Below are 21089 nucleotides of genomic sequence, written 5' to 3'. Positions count from 1 at the left end.
TTCATGACGACACTATCTAAACACTATTATAAAAAACTGGCACTTAAAAAAGCGGTTATCGATAAGCCATCATGGCATTGCTTCCATTTTCTTAAAAAGGGATATGTATGAGTACTGGCTGCCAGACGATCATAACGACGTGAAAAAGTCGACAAATTGAGAGCACAATAAGTTTCAGTCGTGACTACTTCTCTTGGTAATTGAGTGCTCGATATATAAGGGCCGACATTTGCTGTTGTTTCAAGATCCTGATACACCCTGTTAGATATATAATCACCTTCAACGTAAGCATTGCTAACCCAATCATACAGAAACTCCTGAGCTCCACGAATTTGTGTAACAGCAATACCTCTGATTGCCACATATTCTTCCTGATCTTCATAAACATTAATCAGTCTCAGATAATTTGTATTTCCTGTCTGAGCATAAAGGTTCTGTAATGATAAAATCACACTATAAAAATTAGTGGTTGGCCTTATGTCATAAATGTAGAAGGTCTGTCTATTCTCAAAATTGACGCCCCAATCAATAGCGACTTCTTCATTGGCAGTTGTTGAGACAAATGCTGAAGCGGCAGCCGCATGCTCTATATCACCGTACTCCTGAACATGCTCCACAATATTATTATTCGTTCCCCAGGGAGAAAATCCGCCCCCTGTTGTGCGGAAGATTCTCTCTGGAGGGCGGGTATCCATTCTATAAACTTTATTAACTTGTTGCTGAGCATAGGACTGCGATATATATAAAAATAAAACACATAATAAAGAAAAGAGTTTTAAAATTCTCATTAAATGCGCCTCCCTTAGAAATTTTCTAAATCTTCAGAGAAACCAGAAAAACAATTCACAATTATGGGAACCAGGCTTGTACTGAATTGAATTGTGCGCCTTCATATGTGCCAGAACCCCATGTGTTACATCGAGCTCCAAATTCATCATCCAATAGTGCCACCTTCTGTCCACTGGCTTGGGCTGCCAGAATAGTGGCATAAGCGCTCTTTCCACTATCCTTATTAGTGCTTAACTTACCGTAAGCCCAAAAAATTTTGGTATCCCTATTATTCCAACTCCGTCCTGTTTCTGATAACCAAACCGCCCACTCATTCCAGCTATTAGCATTTGACCATACCCCAACAACATAACCTCTTCCACATTCTTTCATATAGTTGACTCCGGCGACCATGAAGAGCGGTGTCTGAGCAGCAGGGTCAGGCTTTAGAGAATATACTGCCTTTGTTATTTTCATATCATTTGAGCAAGCCGAACAACTCAGCACTATAATTATAGATATGAATAACTTATATGTTTTCATAATTTTTATTTCTCCAAAAGAAAGATAACAATTTGCAAAGCAAATCCCTACCGTTTGAAAATAAGGGTTCGCTTAGGAAAAGAAGTAATACTACATTAAGGCTGTTTTTATTCAGCCCGAAAAGATATTATTACACTCTTCATTAAAATCTATTTTTAAAAAATAACCTGACAGCAGTAGTTAACCATTAGAAAATATAAAGATTGAAAAACAACATGTTTATATATTTTTTAATTATAGCAGAAATTAATAAAAATCAAGCCGTGAATAAAATCTCTCTCCGTTATTTACATTGATGAAAAATGACATTATTTATTATTTATTATTTATTATTTATTATTTATTATTTATTATTTATTATTTATTATTTATTATTTATTTGAGTTTAAATTATATTTTAAATTCATAATAAACAATATATTATGGTGCATTTAAATATATAAAAATATTATTACATTGAAATTTAATTTATTAGTAGATTCTCATAGACAAGAGCATGGCTGGGAATTCCATTGGACAGAAGAAATTGGCTGAACCAATCCTCTTTAGGTTTCCCGCATTCTTCAATGGCATTGAAACTCTCACAACCACAGATAACCGAACAAATCGCTATGGTGAGCATGTCGATAAAAGAATACTATTTAGTACGGTTAAGCCAGTGGATCAGCGAGATTATGTACTGAAAGCACACTGTTGATCCAATTGTTCAAGTTAGCCCATTTGCTCTGGTCTGATGAAACAGGCTCTTGATCTTTCCATATCAAGTGACGCCATATTTCCCTTATATTCCTAACTTATCCATTAGTTCTAAGATATAACTTTATTTTATATAACTATGATCTCTTATTGCCATATCATCAATAAAACAATTACATAAAAAAATAAATACTTTTTGAAGTTAGGCTATATACCCAATGGATTTCAAATTGCATCGCAGCGGCAAAGGAACGAATTTGCCCGTTCAACAAAGAGATAAATAACTTGAAAGACGAAAAGTATAAAATATAGGAACAATATATGACTCCATCCTGGCTCAGCTTAGCGCTGGATTCCCTTTGGCCAATGATTTACGCCGGCCTGACATTCACTATTCCCCTCACCCTGATTACATTTACTCTTGGGCTTACACTGGGGTTTATTGTTGCCCTGATCAGGCTTTACGGCCCTAAGCCACTGGTTGCAGTTGTACGTTTTTATGTTTGGTTGATCCGTGGAACCCCCTTACTGGTTCAGCTATTCCTGATATTTTACGCCTTACCTAGCATCGGCATTACATTGGAAGCATTCACCTCTGCCGTGATTGGCTTTACCCTGAATGTTGGTGCCTATACCTCGGAAGTGATCCGCGCAGCTCTGAATTCCGTTCCTAAAGGACAATGGGAGGCTTCCCACTCCATTGGCATGAGTTGGTGGCAATCTTTACGTCGGATCGTGTTGCCACAAGCGGCAAGAGTTTCGATTCCTCCGTTGTCCAATACCTTTATTTCACTGGTAAAAGATACCTCATTAGCTTCTGTCATTACCGTACCAGAGATGTTCCTGGCTGCACAACGCATCGCTGCCGTGACATACCAACCAATGATCCTGTATACCGAAGCCGCTATCCTTTATCTGATCCTGAGTTCATTGCTATCGGCACTGCAAGTTCGTCTGGAAAAGAAATTCTCCCGGCAATACTCTCAAAATAGCAATAATAAGGAAGTCAAAGATGATTCAGCTCTCTAACATTGAAAAAAGTTTCGACGAACAAAAAGTGCTGAAAAACATTAACCTGACTATTCAGGAAGGCAGTCTGACTGCGCTTATCGGGCCTTCCGGCAGTGGAAAAAGTACTCTGTTGCGTTGCATTAATTTGTTAGAAATTCCGCAAGCGGGTCAACTGATGATCGGCAAGGAAAAAATCACATTTACAGGTAAAGAACGACTGCCTCACAAAGAAATCCAGCGCTTTAGCCTGCAAACGGGTATGGTATTTCAGAATTTCCAGCTTTTTCCTCATCTCACTGTGATTGAGAACATCATGGAAGGGCTGATTTGGGTACAGAAATGGCCGCGTGAACGTGCCAGAGAACGAGCAATCGAATTACTAGAAAAAGTGGATATGTCCCATAAGGCAGATGCCTGGCCAGCCACATTATCAGGAGGTCAGCAGCAGCGTGTTGCCATTGCCAGAGCGATGGCCCCATCTCCCAAAGTATTACTATGTGATGAACCCACTTCAGCCCTTGATCCTGAGTTATCGAAAGAAGTCGTTTCAGTATTGAAACAACTTGCGGACGAAGGAACAACCATGTTAATGGCAACACACGATCTGCGTCTGGCGGCTAATCTGGCTCATGATGTTGTCTTTTTGGAATTCGGTGAAATTATTGAATCAGGAAGTGCCAAGCACATGTTTACCCGCCCAAATCAACAACGTACCGTCGAGTTTATTTCAACCCTGACAGAAACCTTACCGGATTGGGAAATATAGAGCACCGTACCACCGTTAGTCTGAAAAAAATTTAGTTTAAATAAGTTGATTTGAAGAAAAATTGCTTCGGAGAAAGACAATGAAAGTATTCTTGAAATTATTACTGGCTAGTGCCGCTGCCCTTTCTATTTCTGCTACCAGCTATGCCGGTAAAGATTTTGATGCCATAAAATCTTCTGGTGTTTTTAAGATTGGAACAGAAGGCACATATCCTCCTTTTACCTACCATGATGCCACTAACAAACTCATGGGATTTGACGTGGATATCGCCAGAGAAATTGCGCATCGCCTAAATGTCAAACCAGAGTTTATGGAAGTGAAATGGGATGGCCTGATTGCGGGGCTGGATGCCAAGCGTTTTGATGCCGTTATTAACCAAGTGGGCGTCACCCCAGAGCGGAAAACCAAGTACAGCTTTTCGATTCCTTACTCAACATCTCAGGTTGCCTTAATCATCAAGGATAACAACAACAATATTAAATCATTCGCGGATCTCAAAGGAAAACGCTCAGCTCAGTCTCTGACCAGTAACTACGGTCAGTTAGCAACATCTTATGGGGCTAATTTAGTCAGTACGGATGGCTTTAACCAATCCATTGATTTAGTTGTCACCGGACGAGCAGATGCCACCTTAAATGACCGTCTGTCATTTTTGGATTTCAAAAAACATCGACCTAACGCACCAGTTAAAATTGTTGCACAGCAAACTGATGCAAGTAAATCTGCCGTTTTATTGCGCAAAGGTGATCCGGAATTGGTAGAAGCTATCAATAAGGTACTGCAAGACATGAAAGATGACGGAACCTATGCCCGCATTTCTGAGAAATATTTTGGCACTGATATTTCGAAATAATTCATCACTCAATTCGTAACACTACGGCATCGCTATGATGCCGTCTTCTTTATCATTTTAGTGAATTCCTTTTATTTACTTATTTTTTCAATAAGTATCAAGCTAATCGTCATACCTCAACAACATCATGATAATCTGAAGCAGGATTCCAATATCCACGCTTTTTATTATCGTATTTTCCGAAACACACCTACTGTCTCGGATTATCCTTAACCAGAAAATAAAAATACAAAGAGTAAAAAAATGACCAAAAGCACAACACACGACTACATCATCCGTCCTATCACCCAACAGGATAATGCAGACATTGCGGCTGTTATTCGTGAGGTATCTGCCGAACATGGTTTAACCGCTGACAAAGGTTTTGCTGTCGCCGATCCTATTCTGGATACCCTCTACGAAGTTTACAGCCAGCCACGTAGTGCTTACTGGGTTGTTGAAATGGAGGGGAAAGTTGTTGGAGGCGGAGGGATTGCGCCACTGGCAGGCGGTGACAATGATACCTGTGAACTACAAAAAATGTATCTTTCATCGGAGTTGCGGGGAAAAGGCGTTGCCAAACAAATCGTGCAACAATCTCTGGCGTTCGGCACAGAACAAGGTTTTACACGCTGTTATTTAGAAACTACGGCAGAGCTGAAAGCAGCCATTGCGCTATATAAAAAACTGGGCTTCAGCTATCTTGACGAACCATTAGGCAATACCGGGCACAGTGATTGCGAAGTCAGAATGATCAAGACACTATAACAAGCTCTATAGCTTATGGATTTCAATAAATAAGCCCCACAGTTTACGCGGGGCATAGATTAGTCAGCCAATTCTTGAAAAGAAGCTAGTGAAGTCTGGGTTCATCTTCATCTGGGAAGAGAGCACCATTATCATCTTCATCATCCGGCGCGTTCGGATCTTCAAAATATGTACCCCAACCATCGTAATTCACGCCGATTTTTTCAGCCAGATCCAACAGTTGCTCAACCTGTACATTAATCAGTTCAGCATCCAGACGGCTTTCACTGATCACATCGCAACACATCAAAACTACGCTATCTTCTGTTTCCAGCTCTTCCGCATCTGTCACTTCATAACCCAGTTTAAATGCTTCAACAGCAGCTTTTTCCAGACGATCAAAATCCTCTGCCGAAAAATGATGTTCAATAATATAAAGCGCATCAGGATCACTACCATCTTCCAATAATTCTTCGATGATCAAGCGAGTTTCTTCACGCTGTTCTTCTAATGCATGTGGGTCTGCCATGCCAATCCCCCTGTCAGTTGGCTATCCTGTTTCGCATTCTCCCATCTTTTCCCTACAAAGGATATAGCTATCCAATTTTGTTAAACAGAAAATACAAGTCGTAGTTGACTGAATCTCAATTATCCTAATGATCCTCAAATTACCGATTCACATTATAAGGGTTGTAATTAGATTTTTTATCGATATATAGTGAATATTAATTCAATATTTTGCCTATGGAGAAAATGCTGTATGAATCCATTTTTCCAACGTCACTTCCTGAGATTACTTGATTATAATCCCTCAGAAATTGATACACTTTTAACACTGGCAGTTAAATTAAAAGCGAATAAAAAATCAGGAAAAGAATCTCCCTTACTGGCAGGAAAAAATATCGCCCTGATTTTTGAGAAAGATTCTACTCGTACACGCTGTGCGTTTGAAGTTGCAGCCCATGACCAGGGAGCAAATGTCACTTACTTAGGCCCCAATGGCAGCCAGATCGGTCACAAAGAGTCTATCAAAGATACCGCAAGGGTACTTGGGCGTTTGTATGATGGTATTCAGTATCGTGGCTATGGACAGCATATTGTCGAAACATTAGCGCAGTATGCTGGTGTTCCTGTCTGGAATGGGCTGACAAATGAATTTCATCCGACTCAACTGCTGGCAGATCTCATGACCATGCAGGAACATAGCCAAAAACCACTCACAGAAATAAAACTGGCCTATCTGGGTGATGCACGTAATAACATGGGTAATACAATGTTAGAAGCGGCCGCATTGACAGGGTTGGATCTGCGTTTAGTCGCCCCGAAAGCCTGCTGGCCAGATCCTCAACTGGTGGCAGAATGCCAACAACAAGCCGAAAAAACGGCGGGTAAGATCACACTGACAGAAGATATTACAATGGGCGTCAAGGATGTAGATTTTCTCTATACCGATGTTTGGGTTTCAATGGGAGAACCTAAAAACGTCTGGCAAGAGCGGATTGACTTATTAAAACCTTATCAGGTCAATATGGATGTCGTAAAATTGACGGAAAACCCGAATGTGAAATTCCTGCATTGCCTGCCAGCTTTCCACGATGAAGAAACGATACTTGGTAAACAATTAGCAGAAGAGTTCAACCTGTATGGTGGGTTGGAAGTCACTAATGAACTGTTTGAATCAGAACACAGCATTGTGTTTGATCAGGCAGAAAACCGTATGCATACTATTAAAGCTGTCATGGTAGCAACGTTGGTACAAGAGCTGGATTTATGATTTGATGTGACAATCATCAACAATCCATCACTACTTAAATGACCATTTCACTGTTTTTGAACCACATTATCAGGCAGCCACGGGGATAACACTTCCATAGTTTATCCCCATGATTTTTGAATTCAATTTACCGTACAAGGCTGCTTTATCAATCCTCAAGCATTATCAATACCACCTGATAATACCATTTAATTATAATCTCATTATGTTATTTTTTAGTAACAAAGTAGCTCATCATCTGTATTCTGAGACCTTCTCTCATCAAAAAATCATCTAATCTTAAGTGACCCATTTCACAAAACGACAATCAATATATAAGATTAATTAAATGATGATAGGAGTTCGATATGACAACATCATTACCGAATCGCAAACCAAATAGCACTGAAAATGAATTACTGAAAATATGCCAGGAAGTGCTACTCGTAGAATCGATGAGTATTAAAGATGATTTTTTCAGTCTTGGGGCAGATTCCATCTCATTAGTTGAAATACAAATTTCTATTGAGGAAAATTTAGGAAAGAAAATAGATTGGAGTGACGTACTTAGATTCAGAAATGTCGAATCCCTCGCTGCTTTTATTGATTCCAGTTACCGCCTTCGACCTCAAGACAGAAGGGAAATTGAATGGCATGGAGTAAAATATGCTTTTCGTGTTATTGGTGATATAAATACCACGACAGTAGTCCCCAAATTAATTATCGCGGGCGGTTTCCAGGATATGTACTCCTTACCTCATCTTGAATATCTTCTCAAAGATGACAGCCCTTTAATTATGGTTGATTTACCGGGAATAGGATCTGCGGACAATATTCCAGACAACAAAAGCTTTGAGTTTCTTGCCGAATGTACACGACATATTTTAGATGTCCTTTCCTTGCAGACAATAAACCTCATTGGTATTTCATACGGTGGGGCTATCGCCCTGGCTTTTGCATATCAATGGCCTGACAGGATTAATAAAGCCGCATTAGTTGGCACAGCACTTACTCAGCCACTTCACATTCGAAACAGACTAAATGCAGCGTTACAATTACTTGTTGAGGGAAAATATGAGGAGTCTGTTGAGAAAATAATTTCAAGCCTTCTCTGTCTCGAACCAGGCATTGATATATTAGGAAAAGAAACGACCTATAAACTTTTGAAAAAAACACTATTAGAATCAACACAACATCAAGGAGAAAGATATAAGCATCTCCAAATGCGTCTTTTGAACCAAAAGAAATATGAGAGAGCAGTCAATTTTGACAAGCCCGTTTTATTTACAACCGGTGAATACGATATCATCACACCACCTGAAAATGTTAAAATTTGCGCCTCTATTTTTCCAAACTCACTATTTACCACCATAAAAAAATCAGATCATCTCGTAATGGTGGAACGCCCAGATGTACTGGCCGATCTCCTTATTCAATTTTTTAATGGGGAAGATTTAATCAAAAATAACTTAAACGATATTGAATTCATCAATTAATAATGACTAAAAATACGGATACACCCTACATAGCTGTCATTTTTCAAGTTACAGCTTTGTTGACTGCATCCATTTACCCTGAACACAAGGTTAGCGCCGACTTAACGCCAAATTAAACGCGAAAAATAAAAACAATCCGCCGGTCGTGCGATTCATCCATTTAATAACATTCCCACGACGTAAAATGTGGGAAAGAGGCCGGGTAGCATAAATCAGGGCCAATGACCATAGCGTGCCGAGTATGACGTGAATTGCCACTAATCCAAATGTCCAGATAATGGGTGAATGCCCCTGGGGAATAAACTGTGGTAAGAAGGAGACGTAAAATACACCAACTTTGGGATTCAACACATTTCCCAACATTCCTTTGACAAACCAATTCGGCGTTTTCACAGAAGAAGGGTTTTCTCCACCAAGATCTGAGTTTGGCCGCCAGATCATCTGGAGCCCTAACCAGCATAAATACAATGCACCGCACCATTTCAGAATGTTAAATGCCAGTTCAGATACAGCAATTAACGCCCCTAAACCAAATGCCACCATCGCTCCCCATATCAAACATCCGGTATCGATCCCAAGTGCAGCCTGAAAAGCTTTTTTCCCGCCTTCTGCCGCGGCAGTTCTTAAAATCAAAGCGGTATCTAAACCAGGGGTTAGAGTTAACAGTGTAGCCGCAACTGTAAAGGCAAGAAAGGAATCCAAAACTGTCATTTTTATCTCCGAAAATAAGAGCACGAAAGAATGCTTAATTATGATGTTATTTCATACTCATATATTCGACAGGAACAGTTTTTGTCAACTAAACTCCGTTACGAACCGAAAGCTGACACATTTGATATCCTCCCCCGTCCTAAAGCTGCTTGAATATAGTAAGGGACAGAGAATATATCGGAGCGTATATCTTACAGGTGCATTAATTCCAAGTATATTAACTCCAAATAGTGCTGAAAAAATAGTGCTGAAAGGCGTCTCCCTCTGCCGTTACAAGTTTTCAAACCCAACGCGGCACTCAATCAGGATTAATACCCGTGAATTAGGCAACCATAAACGCCAGCAGGGAGTCCATAACTATTATTTTTTATCCTTAAGGATAAAGGATAAGACAACATTTACTAATGAAGTTAAATCACACTCATATATCGATTTGATCCATATTTCCCCTCAATAATCGGCATTCTTTTATTTATTTTTTTGTTTTAGCATCATCTCATTACCCAACATTTCAAATAGTTATCAAGTAATTCCTGATTATGTTCACAGTTATCATTCAGTTCACAACGCGCCAATGTTTCATCAAGTTCAGATTCAATAAATGTGTGAATTTTCGGCTTACGCAAACCATATTTTGCCTCACTTGCAGATCGTTTAATTCGCAGCAGATCGGCAATTTCTGCTTTTAATTGAGGATCATGTACTGTTCCTTCCACCAGCGTTTCAAAATCTATCGGCGGTACACCCTTGCCCATTTCAATCCAATGGGCAGCCAATAACGGGCGCAATACGTAGAAATATTTTTTTAACTGGACTTCTTTACCTTGCAGATAACTTTGGAAATTTTTCTTCGCCATTGAAAGATAATGGTAACGCGCTTTAATGTCCGAAAAGAAATGTGGCACCAGCGTTTTCAATCCATTGGTTGCTGCCGCATTAGCCTGGTAGATGATGGGGGAATCCAACCATTCCATTAATGTTGGATTTGCCTGTTTCAGTAATTTTAAGGTTTTGCGTAGCTCCCAACCGCTGATATCCAACTTATCGTTAATTGATTGTTCAATAACATCCCGTCCTGCTTCTACTCTCAAATACCAATCCATAGGATGAACATAAATAAACCGCACATCGTAATCACTATCGGGTGAAGCAAAACCCCACCCACGGCTACCCGATTCACACGCGTACAATATGTGCACGTCATAGTTTTTCTCTATCTTATCCAGTTCCCTCTTGATACGCTTTTTCATTACTAGACTGACTATTTCCCTTTCCATTTTTTCTTACCTATTTCTATTTACTATCCTTTTACACAAACGACCTGACGCAAAGTATGTACAACTTCCACCAGCGAAATACGGACTGCTATCATTCCATAGCCGATATCCACCCTAACCGCCGCCGGGATAATGGCACCCCAAGTCGGGAGCACGTTACCGATGGTAGAACCTTTACCGACATGAACATCCGACATTCTCGCCAGGTGTTTAAATACAGAAGGCATCTTGGCGGTATTCCGCAACTGAGTAATAGCTTGTGGATCAACAGGGACGTCATTCGTCCACATGTTTACCAGGGCCCCATTCTCTTTCGTCAATGAGTTATAACCGTTGGTTTTCATTTCAGTTGTTTTCATTTCAGTTGTTTTCATTTCAAATGTTTTCATTTTTGCTCTCCTTTAATTGCTTAGAACTCCATGCGACTTCATCAGTGCGTTAACACTTATCGTTATTGCCAATCTTGTTATTACCAATCCTGTGCTAACTTTGGAAAAACATAAAAACATTTTTTATTATTTTGAAAAATAATCGTTTTTATTTTTATCTATTTTCGACAATAGTTTTTGCTATTTGACTTTCTTATCTTTTTGTATCGTTATTTGTAAATTAAGATAATCTAATGATAAGGAAAGGGATGAAATGCAGAGCTGCTATTGGCGTTTTGGCTACAACATTAGACAAACGCAGACCAGATTAAGCATGTCGCCCTGCACTCTTCCGCACCGTTTTTGTCAATAGGGCCAACAGGAACCACTCGCAAGATAAAGCCAAGTAAAGCATATAGGAGAAAATGACATAGAATTGAGATGCATGGGTCCAGAACAGGCATTCCCGCTAAAGAGCGCAATGCCACCTGCTTTATTCTGGATTTACAAACGATCCACAGTGCATTGTGGACGATCCCCAAACTAGAAAGGTTTTTATCACCCATTTACACGGTGATCATCTCTTTGGTTTGCCGCGCTTACGGTGCAGCCGATCAATGGGAGGCTCGACAGCTCTTTTAACATTATATGGCCCAAAACTGAATCAGGATGGTGTTTCCCGTGGCCGTAAATCCATTGGGTATAACGGCTAATTACATCGTATTAAATAACTTAGCAAACTCCCCGGATAGATCGTGGTTAAGTATACTGCGCCGATAATAATTCTCCCATAATGTTTCATCTGAAACCCAAGGCGGATAAATAGGTTCTTGATTCAACCAAAATTGTATTTTGCTAGCAACATTTCTCTCTCTTCAACCGGGATTAAATAATAATTAATCATTGCCGGTTTAGAGAATTCTTGTCCAGAAGTAGACTCAGTAATATTATGTTTAACAATTTTAAATTTATCAAAATGACTGATATAACGCTCTCTTTCATCAGTTAAACCATATATCAGATCACCCTCAAAAAACTCATTTCTAAAAGGAGGAGAAAATGGCATATACCCCCTCTTATTTGATGAAAAAAATAAAAAGTAACACATTATAATCCCTATTATTAAAATAAATGTCATGTTTTATATATACCCAATAGATTTCAAGTTACATCGCGGCGGCAAGGGAATGACAAACTGGAGCATGGATAACTATGTGACCGGGCTGAGTGAGTATAGCCAACAAGAGTCAACTTGAAAGACGCAAGGTATAATATCCTCCCTGGTTCCGTCCATGAGCTACTGACTGAAATAAAAATTTCTTCCACAAACCTTGCGATGAATACAATCGTGAGTATAATGCGCGACGATTTGCGGGGAGAAAACATGAAATACTGCGCCACAGATAACGTTGCAAAATATCAATTCAACAAAGCACTGCCAACTGGCAGCCTGAGCGTATTGTTTTTCCCATTGCTAAACCGATCATTTAAAAAGCCCCTCAATTGAGGGGCTTTTTTTTGTCTGCCCAGTCAAAGGCTAAAAGTCATAAATAGAGGAATGTAAACATGGCTAACCCGTTATATCGCAAGCATATCATTTCAATTAATGATTTGAGCCGCACAGATCTTGAATTGGTATTGCAGACAGCAGCAGCACTGAAAGCCAATCCACAGACTGATTTACTGAAACATAAGGTTATCGCTAGCTGCTTTTTTGAAGCCTCTACACGCACCCGTCTCTCTTTTGAAACAGCGATTCAACGACTTGGCGCGTCTGTAGTCGGCTTCGCAGACAGCAGTAATACATCTCTAGGCAAAAAAGGAGAAACACTGGCCGATACTATTTCTATTATCAGCCAGTATGTTGATGCGATTGTGATGCGTCACCCACAGGAAGGGGCCGCTCGCCTTGCTTCTGAATTTTCCGGTCATATACCGGTCATTAATGCTGGTGATGGTGCGAATCAGCACCCAACCCAAACTTTGCTCGACCTGTTTACCATTCAGGAAACCCAAAACAAGCTGGATAACCTGAAAATCGCTATGGTGGGCGATTTGAAATACGGGCGTACCGTACATTCATTGACACAGGCGCTGGCAAAATTTGAAGGTAACCATTTCTGCTTTATCGCACCGGATGCCCTTTCCATGCCGAATTACATTCTGCATATGCTGGCTGAAAAACAGGTGAGTTACAGCATTCACAATAACTTTGAAGATGTGTTGCCAGAACTGGATATTCTCTATATGACCCGTGTACAGAAAGAGCGTCTTGATCCTTCTGAATACGCCAATATTAAAGCTCAGTTTGTACTGCGTGCAGCGGATTTGGTCAATGTCAAAGATAACCTGAAAGTATTGCATCCATTGCCACGTATTGATGAAATTACTGTTGATGTGGATAAAACACCTTATGCCTACTATTTCCAACAGGCAGGTAATGGTATTTATGCCCGTCAGGCATTGCTGTCACTGGTATTAAATGAGAATGCCGTTATCGCGTAATAATGCAACAGCTTATTCACAAAAATAAGCAGCCGTTAATATTATGACCAAGGGAATTATGTTTTGGTCATAATATGATTTTTTGAAAAATGCTTTACTCCATTCTCTGTTGTTGATGTAACTAAATTACTATCGCTCACTGTAATAATAATATCTTTTTCAGAAAGAATATTATTCATGGTTTCCGAATTTCGCAGCATTAACGATTAAAGGTAAAAACAACAGTGAGACTTAAACAATGAACCTACTCATATCATTCCTGAATGATAAAATGGAAAAAATCGCACGCCAATTTCCGGCTACAAGTTGTTCAAGCTTTTTATGAAAAACGGCTGTTCATCAAAAATTGCTGTCCGTCAAAAACGGATAGTGCCACTGATTCATGTGACGGCATGACCACCGACCAGAATTTTCTCGTCAGTGACAGTCAGTTGAAGTTTTCCATCACGACCGAGTACCTGTCCTTGAGAGGAGCAAATCAAACCATCTTCAGGCAAGGTGATGGCGTATAAATGCCGCTACACTGCCGTTACCACCACCACATACCGGATCTTCGTTTACACCACATACTGGCGCGAAAGACCGGACTTCGATATGCAAGCTATTATTTCTATCCTGTTCGCCATAGAGACAGATCCCAGTGACATTCATTTCGCGATCATGTTCCCGAAGTCGTGCATAATCAGGGCGAGCTTGCTATCAAAAATGACTAGACACCTTTTCTGTTACTGAAAGATTAACAAGACCTGTGCCGCACTCTTGAACAATGCGGCCTTCACGGTGCCGGATAACACCCGCTTCAAGCAAAGCATATGCCGTGCCTATAGTGGGATGACCAGCAAACGGAAGCTCACTTTCTGGTGTGAATATTCGTACCCGGTAATCGGCTTCACTGCTTTCAGGCGGCAGGACAAACGTCGTTTCAGAAAGGTTTGTCCAATTGGCGATTGCCTGCATTTGTGTTGCAAACGAACAAAAAAGCAAATGAGTTTATCAAAAAACTATTCTTTCAGAATAAATTCCTCACCGGATAGTTTTTTAAACTTCACATTTTTACTCGTACCTCCACCTATATTGATTAATAAGTCCTCACTGTATACCTTAATTTTTACTTTACCGCCATCCTTAGTTAATAAAGCATAGGAAAGACCAATCCTTGGGTTGTCAGCATCAGCTAATGCCTGATTATAATCAAACATACTGACATGGGGATTTTGTTTCATGATCCTTGTTGTCTTACCTGCTGAAATACTTTTACCAAAATAGGTAATAACACTTTTTTCATATTGAGAAAATATATCAACAAGATCATCATTAGACATATCTCCTCTTTCCATATTGTCAGGTAACGGTTTATTAGTTAATTTAAGATGATTTTCATATATATTTGATACGCCATCACGACTCGTTAACCAGCCTTTATCCCCGACACGCTGCCCTGCATGATAAGCATAGAAGTAGCCACCCTCAACGGCATAAGCCATTGTACACCCACACAATCTACCCGCTGTAATAATCAACGGCTTACCTTCTTTTATTTCACTTAGTGGCATTTTAATGGCCACCGTACCAGAGTGGCCATTAATCACATTGATAAAATTAACGTTATCACTCAATGTAAATTTATCTCCCCATATTCCAGACCTTGTACCATCGGTAGCTTTCGACGTTATGGCACTGCCTTTCCATGTATTCATCACACCACGTAACTGGCCATTGTCATTCATCATGTCATCCATACTGAAAAGTTTACTGGCTGGCATAGAAATGATTTTATCATTCCTGATATAGTCAAACTTAAGATTGATATTATCAGTGCGGCTTCCGGTTGCGAGCCCTCTTCCTTCTAAAGGGCTAATATCACCATGTCTTAACTTCCCAATATCGGTATTTTCAAGTTCTATCGCTTTACCAGCATTTCCGCCGTTAAAGTCCCATAATAATGGTTTATTGGGTTCAAGTTTCCAGGTATCGTATTTCTTAACAAATGCATGATAAAGGGCAGGATTAGTATCAATTAAACTGATTAACACTGTCATATAAGAAGAATTATCAGGATTTTTCCATACCCGCTCATTAGAAATCGCCAACCTGTCTTTAGCCAACTGTTTTATGGCGGTTTTATTCAGCTCAGGTGCATTTAGTAATTTGTTAAAAACATCCGCCCCCCAACCATGTGCAAATACTTTATGCATCATATCCATATCACTAATTTTGGAATTTCTAAGTAATGGATCAGTTAGAGAAACCAAAGTGGAAATATCCAGAGAATCACCCTGCATTCTTGGGTAATTAAAATCAGGAGAGTCCTTATTAATGATATGGTAGCTTTCATGAATCAATGCCGTAGAAACAAAATCCTCAAACTTTTCTTTTGGATATTTCAGTCGATTATTAGCATCTACAATACCATCAATAAACGCAGTAATAGGTGTCTGTGTATGGCTGTTATTAGCAACATGATTAACATATTGGGTCTCAAAAAGGACAAAAGGGTTTTCCATTTTATAGCCTCCCTGATAGACCATATCTGCGGAAGCTTTAAACTTATCCAGAACTTCACTTTGCTTTTTGATATTAGCCAAGTACCTGGCTTTAAAAGCATCAGAAGAGGAGCCAATAAAAATCTCAAAAGCCTTATTCACCTTTTGTACATCATCGGGCTTAGTACTTTTCACTCGATGTCTCGCTTTTCTTAATGTATTAATTGCTTTATCTTTTGCTGTCCAAACAAGTGAACGTATTTTTCGTGCCTGTTCCTCAGTGAGATGGGAAAAATGATTTATTTTTTTAGATGGATACCTGAGACCACCCCCTTTTAACCCCACATCTGCATGGGTTTCCCATAAATTATTACTATTCAATCTGACTGGCGTTGCATAACTAAATTGACCGGGATGTTTAGGATCAATCACTCGCCATGTATTATCCCAATTATCCCATTTTACCCGATAAACATCGTCGTTCTGTTTAATATAATAATTAAACTCCTGCATTGTTTGTGCATTATCTGGCCTTATTTTATATATGCCATTTTCAGGTGATAGGTTATCCAATGATACATCTATTTGCCGCCATTCCCTCTTAAGACCAAGCGTGCTTTTTGTAAGTTTATCATCCAGAAAATAGGATTGAACAATATTTATTTTTTTCTTTTCATTATATTTTGACCTGTACTTCCTATCTAAGAACCATCTATCTCTTCTTATGATATTTTCTAATAACCACGGTTTAGCCCCTGAAACAGGAATATTTTTTATATTCGTTTTGATTATTTGAGGATGCCCCCTATAGTTTAAATTAATACTCTTAAATTTAAACCTATTAGTGATATACCCTCTGTTATCTCTGATTATTTTTCCGCCTTGAACTATCTTCCGACAAATCTCCTTGTTATTGAAAACAGAATCCATGACTGTTGAAACAGCAAAATTAATTAAAGCTTCTTTTTGCAATGCCTGACTCTCCTCACTGGTATTCGCTATTGCAGACTGTATAAGAGGAATGACCGTATTAGCCGTTATAGAGGTTACATAGCCTGCCATCGGACTAAGAGGAAGTACCATGGAACCCGCATCAAAAATATCCCTCAAGGCAACAAGAAAATAATCAGAAATAATTTCACTATTTGAATAACTTATTTCATCCATGTGCTTGGTATATTTGTTAAGAAACTCGTCTAATGTTGTTCCAGATGAACCGGGTAGTTTATTAATACCCTCATTGATGTAATATTTTACATCTTCATTATTTCTAAATCCGCTAATATATCTTTCATAATCCACTGAAATATCATCTAATTCCTTTACAACATACTCAACATCACTATTCATTAGATATTTTATATCTTTATTTCTATATTCTGTCTTATTAAATTCTTTTTGATCTATTTTAAGAATTAATTCATAAACCGAGAATTTTTTAATTATAGTGTCAGGAATATTTTGGCATGCTCCAAAGTGTCTATTTATTTTTAGTTTACACTTATCAGGTATAATGGTTTCAATTTCCAGCTCAACTTGTTGTTCTAAATTAACCCGACCACCAGATAATGCGTTAACTCTAGATTGAATATACTCATAAGGTGCTAAAATCTTTCTAACCGTTTCCTCAGCGGTAAACAACCTTTTAATTTTTTCAATAACTGTATAATTAAACTCACTTATTTTATTATTTAGATCATCAACGAGTAAGTCCTGTTTCATTTCATCTGTAATTCCATCAGGAAAAACGATCTTTTGTTTAATACTTTCTGGTATATTTCCTTTTAATAACTCCATAATTGGAACTTGAATACTACTACCTTCTACTGCCAGTGGAGTTTCTATGTCAATTTTTGAAATAAGATTATTTTTATGGCGCCATCCTTCAAAATAATCAATGAGTATAAAGTCATTTAATTCTTGATTACGAGAAACAGATTTATAATACCAGTTTGATTCATAGCCATATTCACCTTTTAAATATCGCAATGTAGAAAGATGGTATTTAGCAATGTTTAATATCTGCAAGTTACGGAGTTCTTCATCACTATATCTTTCACGTACTCTGTCTTTTATTTTTATTTCTTCCTGTGCCAGAGTCAGGAAAGCTTTTTGATATTCAAATTCTGGTTTACTCTGGTCAGGAAATTTTTTATGATTTCTTTCATCTTTTGCACCAACGGAAGATAATATCTTTTTTGTTTTATCAATGCCTGCTTTATATATATCTAATATTTTTTCAAATTCCTTCAGTTTTTCCTCATTAGTTTTTAAATCATTTTCCTCTACTCTTTCTTTTTCTCTTAATCCATCAAGTTTAATATTCAGCTTTTCAATATCGTTAGCCAAATTATTACGGATATTTTCAATCTCAGATTTACTCTTCCCTATAACAGAAAAATCATACTCATCAAGTAAAAAATTAAGATGTTTAATTTTTTCACAATATTTTTCTTTTGACTTTTTAGTTTTCGATAAAACTTCTTTAGCATTTTCAAAACTTCTATTTAACCTGGTTCTTTCCGCTTTTATATTATTGTCATCTCCTGAGATCTCAGTTTGGAGAAGGCTTTTATACAGATCTTGTTTTATTTCCCCAGAAGAAAATGCCACAAGATACGTATCTAAAAGAGATTCACTAAGCGGTTGTTGAACAATATCTAAAATTTTTTGCTCATCTGTACGTTTATGTTTACGCTTATTGTATATTTCTTGCTTTGCCAGTAATATATACAGTGCTTTTTCCAGATCATTACCTTCATGTGCCTGGAAAAATTTTATTGTAAGTGCATGATCAAGTCTACTCACAAGATCAATAAATTTTAACTTTGTTCTTACAGAAAGAATATTATGTAATTCTTTCTTCAATAATTTTCCTATATTATCTGGGTATTGAGTATATTTGAATATCGACTCTACAATATAATTATTAATATCGATTTTATTTTTTAACTTCCAAGACTTCTCTCCCCTTTTATATTTACTGTTTAAGTATGAAATACGTAGTTTATCACCTCTGGAATTTAAAATATAACCACTGGTCAGATTTTCATTAATTGGCTTAAAACGCCAGTAAAGTCCATTCACTAAAATAAAATAATGTATTTTCCTGCCATAATCCGTTTTTTCAAAGGTAAAACTTAAACCAGGAGGGGTTATAGGAGGCAACTTTCCTTCACCAGGCTGTATCATTTCACAGCCCTTCCATTTATTTTTCGTCCACCATATGATCGAACGCGAGACATTATTTCCACCTTTATCAGAGATATTATTCTGATTAGCTGATTGAGATTTTTTCCCCGGTTTTAAAATAATAGATTCATGAAATGGCATAATAACTTCCTCTTTTTAATTCATTATGAAAGTGTAGATACTAACTAATTTTTATATTTTATGATGAGTAGTTTATTCTCTGGTGATTTCATCAACTCAGTTGCTGGCTTATGACGAAAATGGTATGGCGAAATCACAAAACCATACTTTCAGGAAAGGCGGTAGAAGAAAAAACATTTGATGAAAAATGGTCACTTTTCGGTAATAAACATTTTCCAGATTCACAAAAGAAATCATTTAATGACTTAATGACTGGGAACGATGGCGTTTTGCGACCTGATTAGAAAAATTGCTGCCTGCACTGCTAACCACTCCCGTAATCACATTAGCCGGTGATTGGATAATACCCGAACAGTTATGACAAGCCGGGAAGTCTTGTCCAGCATTTGCTGTAGTTAACCGTTTGGTGAAAATTGATGATTGAAGCATTGCCTTGTCATAACGGGCTGGATTGAGAGGTTCATTCTGATCTGCTGCAATAAATATCTGGTTCAATGCTTGTACTTCAGCATGCAGGCCGGCAATACCCGCCATTGTTGGCAAGATGCCCCCGTTATGTGCAATATGATCTTCAACCAGACGTTGAGTCATCGGGTGTAGCGTTTGCCCATTTTTTTCATACATATCCTTCAATCCTGTAATAAAGTCAGAAGTCTTTGTTACCTGATATTCATTTGCCATATTATTTCTAAATATATCTTCAATATCATAGGCAAGTTTATTTCTCCGTGGTCCTATCGGTCTGTTTATTGCGATCGTTTTTTGAGGCATTAATTTCACCCCAGGGAACAATTTTCCGGGGGCTAGATTTTGATTGTTATCTTTAAAGTTAACAAACTCATCTCGATAGCTGTTGTTATGTGAGTAGCCGGCATGGGCAGCAAAGTTTTGTAATGCCTTTTTGGTATATTTCTTTTTCTCTGATGGTTTTTGCTTGGGCGGCGAGGGTTGTTTGGATTCTTCAAGAATTGAGTCTGTTTTGTTCTGGAATCTTATCATGACAGAAGACAAACCACGTTGATAGGCAGCAGAGACTTCCTCTGTATCGGGTATATCAAGATGCAAAGCTTCCAAAGTTCTATTTAATTCTGACTTTTTTTTATAAATCATTTTATTGTTATAACTGTATGTCATTGTTCCCTCCAATGCTTAATTAAAATTTGTTGATATTTAAAACAAAAAAAACCACCATGAATTAATTATTCATTTTTATTTTATTTTTTCACCAGTTTATCTAAAGTTAATTAGAATAGATTGCTTATATATAATGATCACATTAAATCATTATGTTTGTTCCTATAAACATTATAATAAAATGATTTATGTTCCTTATAATCATTTTCGATATTTTTAAGTTGTTCATAAATTGATAACACTTTATTGTATAAACACTCTCCTTCTTCCGTTAAAACTAATCCCTGGCCTTTTCTGACAAAAAGTTTTACACCTAATGAGAACTCCAGTTTTTTTAAGCTTCGGCTAATTGGCGACTGGGTGATAAAAAGCTCCTTTGTTGCCTTATTTATTGATTTATTTTTGGCTACAACAATAAAGTTTGCTAATTCTTTTGAAAGAAACACCTGAACTCCTTTTTAAATGCAATAGGGTTTATTCCTGGCATTATAAAATATTAGTAAATTGTTACATTGTTATTTTAATTAAATAAGCTGATGTAGTCACTTATCACAATAAAAATCATTAATTATGTAATAATCATATATATACATTAATATTTGTCAATAATTGTCGATACAATTTATTGTATTTATCAATATAAATTTTAAATAAAAAATTCTTATT

Annotated in this window: 19 protein-coding genes and 2 pseudogenes; 8 read left to right on the top strand and 13 right to left on the bottom strand. The window is 37.8% G+C overall.

The window, feature by feature from the left end; genetic code table 11:
• Window positions 1-26 precede the first annotated feature (26 nt).
• From ABLA85_RS03075 to ABLA85_RS03065, 3 genes are all read right to left on the bottom strand, one after another.
• Window positions 27-788: an enterotoxin A family protein gene (locus ABLA85_RS03075; RefSeq protein ID WP_367961230.1), complete on the bottom strand. Its 762-nt coding sequence runs from the start codon at window positions 786-788 to the stop codon at window positions 27-29.
• 61 nt (window positions 789-849) lie between these two features.
• Window positions 850-1161 carry a hypothetical protein gene (locus ABLA85_RS03070; protein ID WP_367961228.1) on the bottom strand — a complete coding sequence of 104 codons (312 nt, stop codon included), beginning with the start codon at window positions 1159-1161 and terminating at the stop codon, window positions 850-852.
• Between the two features lie 613 nt (window positions 1162-1774).
• On the bottom strand, window positions 1775-1933 hold the full coding sequence (locus ABLA85_RS03065) for a transposase family protein (protein WP_367961226.1): 159 nt from the start codon (window positions 1931-1933) through the stop codon (window positions 1775-1777).
• A gap of 395 nt (window positions 1934-2328) precedes the next feature.
• Between ABLA85_RS03065 and ABLA85_RS03060 the strand changes: the two genes are divergently transcribed.
• From ABLA85_RS03060 to ABLA85_RS03045, 4 genes are all read left to right on the top strand, one after another.
• Window positions 2329-3036 carry an amino acid ABC transporter permease gene (locus ABLA85_RS03060; RefSeq protein WP_367961224.1) on the top strand — a complete coding sequence of 236 codons (708 nt, stop codon included), beginning with the start codon at window positions 2329-2331 and terminating at the stop codon, window positions 3034-3036.
• Window positions 3020-3784, top strand: coding sequence for an amino acid ABC transporter ATP-binding protein (locus tag ABLA85_RS03055; protein WP_367961222.1), 765 nt, complete (start codon window positions 3020-3022; stop codon window positions 3782-3784). Before ABLA85_RS03060 ends, ABLA85_RS03055 begins: the two co-directional genes overlap by 17 nt.
• 79 nt (window positions 3785-3863) lie before the next feature.
• Window positions 3864-4637 carry an amino acid ABC transporter substrate-binding protein gene (locus tag ABLA85_RS03050; RefSeq protein ID WP_367961220.1) on the top strand — a complete coding sequence of 258 codons (774 nt, stop codon included), beginning with the start codon at window positions 3864-3866 and terminating at the stop codon, window positions 4635-4637.
• A 243-nt stretch (window positions 4638-4880) separates the two neighbouring features.
• Window positions 4881-5384, top strand: a complete 504-nt coding sequence (locus tag ABLA85_RS03045) for a GNAT family N-acetyltransferase (protein WP_367961219.1) — start codon at window positions 4881-4883, stop codon at window positions 5382-5384.
• Between the two features lie 85 nt (window positions 5385-5469).
• Here the strand turns inward: ABLA85_RS03045 and rraB are convergent, their stop codons facing one another.
• A complete protein-coding gene (gene rraB, locus ABLA85_RS03040; protein WP_047684598.1) occupies window positions 5470-5892 on the bottom strand; it encodes a ribonuclease E inhibitor RraB in 423 nt (140 codons plus the stop codon).
• A gap of 231 nt (window positions 5893-6123) precedes the next feature.
• On the opposite strand from rraB, the gene argF reads away from it, so the two are divergent.
• Complete coding sequence (gene argF, locus ABLA85_RS03035; RefSeq protein ID WP_367961217.1) at window positions 6124-7137, top strand: ornithine carbamoyltransferase; 1014 nt, start codon at window positions 6124-6126, stop codon at window positions 7135-7137.
• Between the two features lie 347 nt (window positions 7138-7484).
• Window positions 7485-8612 (top strand): alpha/beta fold hydrolase, encoded by a 1128-nt coding sequence (locus tag ABLA85_RS03030; RefSeq protein WP_367961216.1) that lies wholly within the window; start codon window positions 7485-7487, stop codon window positions 8610-8612.
• A gap of 90 nt (window positions 8613-8702) precedes the next feature.
• On the opposite strand, the gene ABLA85_RS03025 is transcribed toward ABLA85_RS03030, so the two are convergent.
• The 3 genes and pseudogenes from ABLA85_RS03025 to ABLA85_RS03015 form a co-directional block, all read right to left on the bottom strand.
• Entirely contained in the window at window positions 8703-9323 is a 621-nt protein-coding gene (locus ABLA85_RS03025) for a LysE family translocator (protein WP_367961215.1), read from the bottom strand.
• A 491-nt stretch (window positions 9324-9814) separates the two neighbouring features.
• A complete protein-coding gene (locus ABLA85_RS03020; RefSeq protein WP_367961248.1) occupies window positions 9815-10573 on the bottom strand; it encodes a nucleotidyltransferase domain-containing protein in 759 nt (252 codons plus the stop codon).
• A gap of 95 nt (window positions 10574-10668) precedes the next feature.
• A pseudogene (locus ABLA85_RS03015) lies at window positions 10669-10944 on the bottom strand (RtcB family protein); the annotation flags it as partial.
• A gap of 465 nt (window positions 10945-11409) precedes the next feature.
• On the opposite strand from ABLA85_RS03015, the gene ABLA85_RS03010 reads away from it, so the two are divergent.
• Window positions 11410-11610 carry a hypothetical protein gene (locus ABLA85_RS03010; protein WP_367961213.1) on the top strand — a complete coding sequence of 67 codons (201 nt, stop codon included), beginning with the start codon at window positions 11410-11412 and terminating at the stop codon, window positions 11608-11610.
• A 193-nt stretch (window positions 11611-11803) separates the two neighbouring features.
• On the opposite strand, the gene ABLA85_RS03005 is transcribed toward ABLA85_RS03010, so the two are convergent.
• Window positions 11804-12034, bottom strand: coding sequence for a hypothetical protein (locus ABLA85_RS03005; RefSeq protein ID WP_367961211.1), 231 nt, complete (start codon window positions 12032-12034; stop codon window positions 11804-11806).
• A 500-nt stretch (window positions 12035-12534) separates the two neighbouring features.
• Between ABLA85_RS03005 and pyrB the strand changes: the two genes are divergently transcribed.
• Window positions 12535-13473: an aspartate carbamoyltransferase gene (gene pyrB, locus ABLA85_RS03000; protein WP_367961209.1), complete on the top strand. Its 939-nt coding sequence runs from the start codon at window positions 12535-12537 to the stop codon at window positions 13471-13473.
• Between the two features lie 489 nt (window positions 13474-13962).
• On the opposite strand, the gene ABLA85_RS02995 is transcribed toward pyrB, so the two are convergent.
• The 5 genes and pseudogenes from ABLA85_RS02995 to ABLA85_RS02975 form a co-directional block, all read right to left on the bottom strand.
• Window positions 13963-14124 carry a PhzF family phenazine biosynthesis protein gene (locus ABLA85_RS02995; protein WP_367961207.1) on the bottom strand — a complete coding sequence of 54 codons (162 nt, stop codon included), beginning with the start codon at window positions 14122-14124 and terminating at the stop codon, window positions 13963-13965.
• 69 nt (window positions 14125-14193) lie between these two features.
• A pseudogene (locus ABLA85_RS02990) lies at window positions 14194-14436 on the bottom strand (PhzF family phenazine biosynthesis protein); the annotation flags it as partial.
• Window positions 14437-14474: 38 nt separating this feature from the next.
• A complete protein-coding gene (locus ABLA85_RS02985; protein ID WP_367961205.1) occupies window positions 14475-19289 on the bottom strand; it encodes a cytotoxic necrotizing factor Rho-activating domain-containing protein in 4815 nt (1604 codons plus the stop codon).
• A gap of 237 nt (window positions 19290-19526) precedes the next feature.
• On the bottom strand, window positions 19527-20423 hold the full coding sequence (locus ABLA85_RS02980; protein WP_367961203.1) for a YwqJ-related putative deaminase: 897 nt from the start codon (window positions 20421-20423) through the stop codon (window positions 19527-19529).
• 137 nt (window positions 20424-20560) lie between these two features.
• Complete coding sequence (locus tag ABLA85_RS02975; protein WP_367961201.1) at window positions 20561-20869, bottom strand: LysR family transcriptional regulator; 309 nt, start codon at window positions 20867-20869, stop codon at window positions 20561-20563.
• Between the last annotated feature and the right edge of the window lie 220 nt (window positions 20870-21089).

It is taken from the genome of Xenorhabdus sp. SGI246 (assembly GCF_040838225.1).
Lineage (GTDB): Bacteria > Pseudomonadota > Gammaproteobacteria > Enterobacterales > Enterobacteriaceae > Xenorhabdus > Xenorhabdus indica.
Note: the sequence above shows the minus strand (reverse complement) of the source record. Positions and strands in the feature narration are given on the sequence as shown.

Coding starts and splice junctions, on each gene's coding strand:
- rraB (WP_047684598.1), bottom strand. CDS start 5,892: ATGGCAGACCCACATGCATTAGAAGAACAGCGTGAAGAAACTCGCTTG.
- ABLA85_RS03025 (WP_367961215.1), bottom strand. CDS start 9,323: ATGACAGTTTTGGATTCCTTTCTTGCCTTTACAGTTGCGGCTACACTG.
- ABLA85_RS03070 (WP_367961228.1), bottom strand. CDS start 1,161: ATGAAAGAATGTGGAAGAGGTTATGTTGTTGGGGTATGGTCAAATGCT.
- ABLA85_RS03010 (WP_367961213.1), top strand. CDS start 11,410: ATGCATGGGTCCAGAACAGGCATTCCCGCTAAAGAGCGCAATGCCACC.
- ABLA85_RS03075 (WP_367961230.1), bottom strand. CDS start 788: ATGAGAATTTTAAAACTCTTTTCTTTATTATGTGTTTTATTTTTATAT.
- ABLA85_RS03005 (WP_367961211.1), bottom strand. CDS start 12,034: ATGCCATTTTCTCCTCCTTTTAGAAATGAGTTTTTTGAGGGTGATCTG.
- ABLA85_RS03065 (WP_367961226.1), bottom strand. CDS start 1,933: ATGCTCACCATAGCGATTTGTTCGGTTATCTGTGGTTGTGAGAGTTTC.
- ABLA85_RS03020 (WP_367961248.1), bottom strand. CDS start 10,573: ATGAAAAAGCGTATCAAGAGGGAACTGGATAAGATAGAGAAAAACTAT.
- ABLA85_RS03055 (WP_367961222.1), top strand. CDS start 3,020: ATGATTCAGCTCTCTAACATTGAAAAAAGTTTCGACGAACAAAAAGTG.
- ABLA85_RS03045 (WP_367961219.1), top strand. CDS start 4,881: ATGACCAAAAGCACAACACACGACTACATCATCCGTCCTATCACCCAA.
- ABLA85_RS02980 (WP_367961203.1), bottom strand. CDS start 20,423: ATGACATACAGTTATAACAATAAAATGATTTATAAAAAAAAGTCAGAA.
- ABLA85_RS03050 (WP_367961220.1), top strand. CDS start 3,864: ATGAAAGTATTCTTGAAATTATTACTGGCTAGTGCCGCTGCCCTTTCT.
- pyrB (WP_367961209.1), top strand. CDS start 12,535: ATGGCTAACCCGTTATATCGCAAGCATATCATTTCAATTAATGATTTG.
- argF (WP_367961217.1), top strand. CDS start 6,124: ATGAATCCATTTTTCCAACGTCACTTCCTGAGATTACTTGATTATAAT.
- ABLA85_RS02995 (WP_367961207.1), bottom strand. CDS start 14,124: ATGAATGTCACTGGGATCTGTCTCTATGGCGAACAGGATAGAAATAAT.
- ABLA85_RS03060 (WP_367961224.1), top strand. CDS start 2,329: ATGACTCCATCCTGGCTCAGCTTAGCGCTGGATTCCCTTTGGCCAATG.
- ABLA85_RS03030 (WP_367961216.1), top strand. CDS start 7,485: ATGACAACATCATTACCGAATCGCAAACCAAATAGCACTGAAAATGAA.
- ABLA85_RS02985 (WP_367961205.1), bottom strand. CDS start 19,289: ATGCCATTTCATGAATCTATTATTTTAAAACCGGGGAAAAAATCTCAA.